5 protein-coding genes are annotated in these 4778 nt (G+C 72.9%); 1 reads left to right on the forward strand and 4 read right to left on the reverse strand.

All coding sequences use genetic code 11. From position 1 onward, the window contains the following. Positions 1–16: 16 nt before the first annotated feature. The 4 genes from OUY22_RS35655 to OUY22_RS35670 all read right to left on the reverse strand — a co-directional run bounded on the left by OUY22_RS35655 (position 17) and on the right by OUY22_RS35670 (position 4405). On the reverse strand, positions 17–433 hold the full coding sequence (locus OUY22_RS35655; RefSeq protein ID WP_270159731.1) for an SRPBCC family protein: 417 nt from the start codon (positions 431–433) through the stop codon (positions 17–19). An 86-nt stretch (positions 434–519) separates the two neighbouring features. Further along, positions 520–966: a pyridoxamine 5'-phosphate oxidase family protein gene (locus OUY22_RS35660; RefSeq protein ID WP_270159732.1), complete on the reverse strand. Its 447-nt coding sequence runs from the start codon at positions 964–966 to the stop codon at positions 520–522. 78 nt (positions 967–1044) lie between these two features. Then, positions 1045–2025 (reverse strand): alpha/beta hydrolase, encoded by a 981-nt coding sequence (locus tag OUY22_RS35665; protein ID WP_270159733.1) that lies wholly within the window; start codon positions 2023–2025, stop codon positions 1045–1047. Between the two features lie 88 nt (positions 2026–2113). Beyond that, positions 2114–4405 carry an excinuclease ABC subunit UvrA gene (locus OUY22_RS35670; RefSeq protein WP_270159734.1) on the reverse strand — a complete coding sequence of 764 codons (2292 nt, stop codon included), beginning with the start codon at positions 4403–4405 and terminating at the stop codon, positions 2114–2116. A gap of 114 nt (positions 4406–4519) precedes the next feature. On the opposite strand from OUY22_RS35670, the gene OUY22_RS35675 reads away from it, so the two are divergent. Further along, a partial coding sequence (locus OUY22_RS35675) for a MerR family DNA-binding transcriptional regulator (RefSeq protein WP_270159735.1) occupies positions 4520–4778 on the forward strand: 259 nt, incomplete at its 3' end.

Below are 4778 nucleotides of genomic sequence, written 5' to 3' on the forward strand. Positions count from 1 at the left end.
GACGGCGGGACGGCGGTCAGAGGAGCCGGGCCAGGCGGCGCAGTGACAGCCGGGCCGCCGCGTTGACCACCGGCCGGGCCAGCGGCCACAGCAGCCACCCCACCGGCCCCAGCGGCGGGCGCAGCCGCTCGGCCCAGATCACCCGGCTGCCGCCCGCGCACTCCTGCACCCGGATCACCCCGTCGCCGCGCACCACCCGGCCCACGTGCCGCATCACCACCAGGTGCGGCGGCTCCCAGCGGCTGATCGTCATCACGTCGAGGAACCCCAGCGGCCACACCCCGGTGTAGGCCTCCACCCGCTCGCCGACCTGCCGCGCCGAGGTCAGCACCATCCACTCGCGGTGCCGCGGCCAGTCGGTCACCAGCGCGAACACCCGCTCCGGCGGCGCCGGCACCCGCACCTGCGCCGCCGCGTACACGTGACCCGTCACCTCGCCGGCCTCCTCTCGCCAAGCCTGCCCCCGTGGACGCCCCCGTGGACGCCCCCGGGTCTTCCCCGCCTGCCCGCCCCGAACCGCTAACCCAGCCAGCGGCCCTCGCGCATGAGCACCCGGCCCGCCAGCTCGTCCTCCTCCCTCCACGCCCGCACCCAGACCGGCCGGATCCGGAAGTACAGGTACGGAGAGGAGAGCGAGCGCGGGTCGAAGCCGGTCTTGACGGCGAACGCGTCACCCGTCGCCTCCGGCAGGTCCCGCGGCCGCAGCGCCTGGGCCGTGCCCTGGATGAGCACCACGTCGCGCGTCAGCCCCACCCCGACGCGGACCCGGTCGTCGGCCAGCAGGTTGCGCGCCGTCGGCGCCGCCTCCGCCGTGGAGATCAGCAGCGTCTCCTCCTCCCACAGGAACGACAGCGGCACCATGCACGGCCCCGCGCCGTCCGGCCCGGCCGTGGCCACCCAGGCGTCCACGTCGTTCTCCAGCCGGGCCAGGGTGTCCTTCTTGCGTTCGGCGAACGTACGGGTCATCCAAAGACGCCTTTCTCCTACCGGGGTGCGGACGGTCCGCAGGTGGCATGTCTACCACCGCGCGGGGACGCCGGGCGGTCAGGCGCCGAGCAGCCGCCGCAGCCAGCTCACCCGCGCCCGCTTGGCGGCCACCGACAGCGCCGCGTCCGGCACCAGCAGGTCGAAGCTGTGGAACCCGCCCGGCCACACGTGCAGCTCCGCCTGCCCGCCCGCCTGCCAGATGCGCGAGGCGTAGGCGACGTCCTCGTCGCGGAAGGTCTCCGCCGACCCGACGTCGATGAACGCCGGCGGCAGCCCCGACAGGTCCTCGGCCCGCGCCGGGGCCGCGTACGGCGACACCCCCGGCCCGCCGCGCGCCTCGCCCAGCAGCGCCGACCATCCGGTCTCGTTCGCGGTGCGGTCCCACACCCCCAGCCCGGCCATCTGGGCTGACGACGGGGTGGCGTCACGGTCGTCCAGCATCGGGCACATCAGCAGCTGCCCGGCCAGCGCCGGCCCGCCGCGGTCGCGGGCCATCAGCGCCAGCGCCGCCGCCAGGCCGCCGCCCGCGCTCAGCCCCGCCACCACCAGCCGGTCCGGGGCGGCGCCCAGGCCGGCGGCGTTCCCGGCGGTCCAGGTCAGCCCCGCGTAGCAGTCCTCGACCGGGATCGGATGCGGATGCTCGGGCGCCAGCCGGTACTCCACCGACACGACCACCAGCCGCAGCTCCTGCGCCCAGTCGAGCACCTCCGGCAGGCCCATCCGGTTGTCGCCGATGACCATGCCGCCGCCGTGGGCGTAGAAGACCGTCCCGGCCGGGCCCGGCGCGCCGGACGGCCGGCACACCAGCAGCGGGACGTCGCCCGCCGGCCCGGGCACCGACAGCTCCTCCAGCTCGAAGGCGCCGTCGCGGCTGAGCTCCTCGTTCGTGGCCGGCTCCATGCCCGGGACCGGCTGCCGCAGCCGGGGGATCATGTCAGGGGTGATCGACGGGGGCAGGATCTCGGTCAGGACGTCCAGCACCGGCCCCAGCTCGGGATCGAACGGGGGCGGCGCAGGCCGTGAGGCGTCGGTGCTCACATGAACCTCCTCAGAGTGGTCAGGCCTATCGTGCGCCACCGAGGCCAGCAGGGCGAGAGGCCAACCCGGGGCGGTCCGTTCCCGCCTTCTACCGGCTCACGTAGGCGCGCAGGTGGCGGGCCGTCAGCGAGTCGCCCGAGGCCACCAGCTCGGCCGGCGTGCCGGCGAACACCACCTGGCCGCCGTCGTGACCCGCGCCCGGTCCCAGGTCCACGATCCAGTCGGCGTGCGCCATCACCGCCTGGTGATGCTCGATCACGATCACCGTGTTGCCGTCGTCGACCAGCCGGTCCAGCAGGCCCAGCAGATGGTCGACGTCGGCCAGGTGCAGGCCCGTGGTCGGCTCGTCCAGGACGTAGGTGGTGCCGTTCCTGGCCATGTGCACCGCCAGCTTCAGGCGCTGACGCTCGCCGCCCGACAGCGTGGTGAGCGGCTGCCCCAGCCCCAGATAGCCCAGCCCGACCGCCGACAGCCGTTCCAGGATCACCCGGGCCGCCCGCTCGGTGAAGAACTCCGACGCCTCGGCCACCGGCATCTGCAGCACCTCGCTGATGTTCCTGCCGCGCAGCGTGTAGGCCAGCACCTGCGGCGTGAACCGCCTGCCCTCGCAGTCCTCGCACACCGTCGCCACCCCGGCCATCATCGCCAGGTCGGTGTAGATCAGGCCGATGCCCTTGCAGGCCGGGCAGGCGCCCTCGGAGTTGGCCGAGAACAGGGCCGGCTTGACCCCGTTCGCCTTCGCGAACGCCGCCCGGATCGGGTCGAGCAGGCCCGTGTACGTGGCCGGGTTGCTCCGCCGTGACCCGCGGATCGGCGTCTGGTCGGCCACCACCACGCCCTCGCGGCCGGCGACGTAGCCGTGGATGAGCGAGCTCTTGCCCGACCCGGCCACCCCGGTGACCACGGTCAGCACCCCGAGCGGCAGGTCGGCGTCGACGTCGCGCAGGTTGTGCAGCGTGGCGCCGCGGATCGGCAGCCAGCCGGACGGCCGGCGCGGCGTGTCCCGCAGCGTGACGCGGTGGTCCAGATAGCGGCCGGTGAGCGTGCCGGAGTCGCGCAGCCCTTTGAGGTCACCGGCGTAGCACAGCCTGCCGCCCTGCGCGCCGGCGCCCGGCCCCAGGTCGGCCACGAAGTCGGCGATGGCGATCATCTCCGGCTTGTGCTCCACGACCAGCACGGTGTTGCCCTTGTCGCGCAGCTTGATCAGCAGCTCGTTCATCCGCTGGATGTCGTGCGGGTGCAGCCCTGCGGTCGGCTCGTCGAAGACGTACGTGGCATCGCTGAGGCTGGAGTGCAGGTGGCGCACCATCTTGACCCGCTGGGCCTCGCCGCCCGACAGGGTGCCCGACTCGCGGTCCAGGCTCAGGTAGCCCAGCCCGATCTCCACCAGCCCGTCGAGCGTGGCGCGCAGGTTGTCCAGCGCCGGGCCGACGGACGGGTCCGCGATGCCGCCCAGGAAGGCGGCCAGGTCGTTGATCTGCATGGCCGAGCACTCGGCGATGTTCAGCCCGTCGATCCGCGCCGACCGGGCCGCCTCGTTGAGCCGGGTGCCGTCGCACGCCGCGCAGCGCACCAGCTTGACCGCCCGGTCGGCGAACGCGCGCGTCTGCCCCTTCATCGACTCGCGGTCCTTGCCCAGGTACTGCCTGCGCACCCGCACCGCGAGGCCCTCGTAGGTGAGGGTGCTCGTGCCGATCTTCAGCTTCGTGGCCGGCTTGTGCAGGAAGTCCTCCCACTGCCGCGGGGTGAAGTCCTTCAGCTTGACCGCCGGGTCGTACAGTCCCGAGTTGGCCATCAGCTGCCAGAGCCAGGAGTCCACCGGGAAGCCCGGCGCCTTGATCGCGCCCTCGTTCAGCGACAGGTTCCGGTCCACCAGTTCGTCCACGTCGATGTCGGTGATCTGACCCAGCCCCTCGCAGTCGGGGCACATGCCCTGCGGGGTGTTGAAGCTGAAGGCGTAGGCGGGGCCGACGTGCGGGGTGCCGATCCGGCTGAACACCAGCCGCAGCATCGTGTACGCGTCGGTCGCGGTGCCGACCGTCGAACGGGCGTTGGCCCCCATCCGCTCCTGGTCGACGATGATCGCGGCGCTCAGGTTGTGCAGCGCGTCCACGTCCGGGCGGTTCAGCGGCGGCATGAACCCCTGGATGAACGCCGTGTACGTCTCGTTGATCAGGCGCCGCGACTCCGCGGCGATGGTGTCGAAGACCAGCGACGACTTGCCGGAGCCGGACACCCCGGTGAACACGCTTAACCGGCGCTTGGGGATGTCGAGGGAGATTCCGGCCAGGTTGTTCTCCCGGGCGCCGCGCACCTGGATGTGGTCGTGGCCGTCAGCGGCGCGGTGATCACTCGTACGAAGATCGTCGGCGATAGTCATGGCATCAAGTGTGTCATTGAACTATCCGGCGTAAGGTTGGGCGGCATTTTCCTGGGTTGGGTGCCGCTAACCTTAAAGTCGGACGTAGCCTCTGAGGTGGAAGGCGGCTCCCGGGTGCGACCGATCGACCTGGCCCGGCTCGCGGGCCTGTCCACGCAGCAGATCCGCCACTACGCCGACTCCGGCATCCTGCCGCCCACCCCGCGCACCCCGGCCGGCTACCGCCGTTTCGACGCCCGGCACCGGCTGGCGCTGCTCACCTACCGGGCGCTGGCCGCCGGCCACGGCTGGCACGCCGCCCGCGTGATCATGCAGGCCGTGCACGCCGGTGACGTGCCCCGCGCGCTCGCCCTCGTCGACGCCGGCCACGCCG

The sequence above is a fragment of the Nonomuraea corallina genome (assembly GCF_027620315.1).
GTDB lineage: Bacteria > Actinomycetota > Actinomycetes > Streptosporangiales > Streptosporangiaceae > Nonomuraea > Nonomuraea corallina.

Excerpts from the sequence above, each read along its gene's own strand:
- OUY22_RS35660 (WP_270159732.1), bottom strand. The coding sequence starts at position 966 with ATGACCCGTACGTTCGCCGAACGCAAGAAGGACACCCTGGCCCGGCTG.
- OUY22_RS35670 (WP_270159734.1), bottom strand. The coding sequence starts at position 4,405 with ATGACTATCGCCGACGATCTTCGTACGAGTGATCACCGCGCCGCTGAC.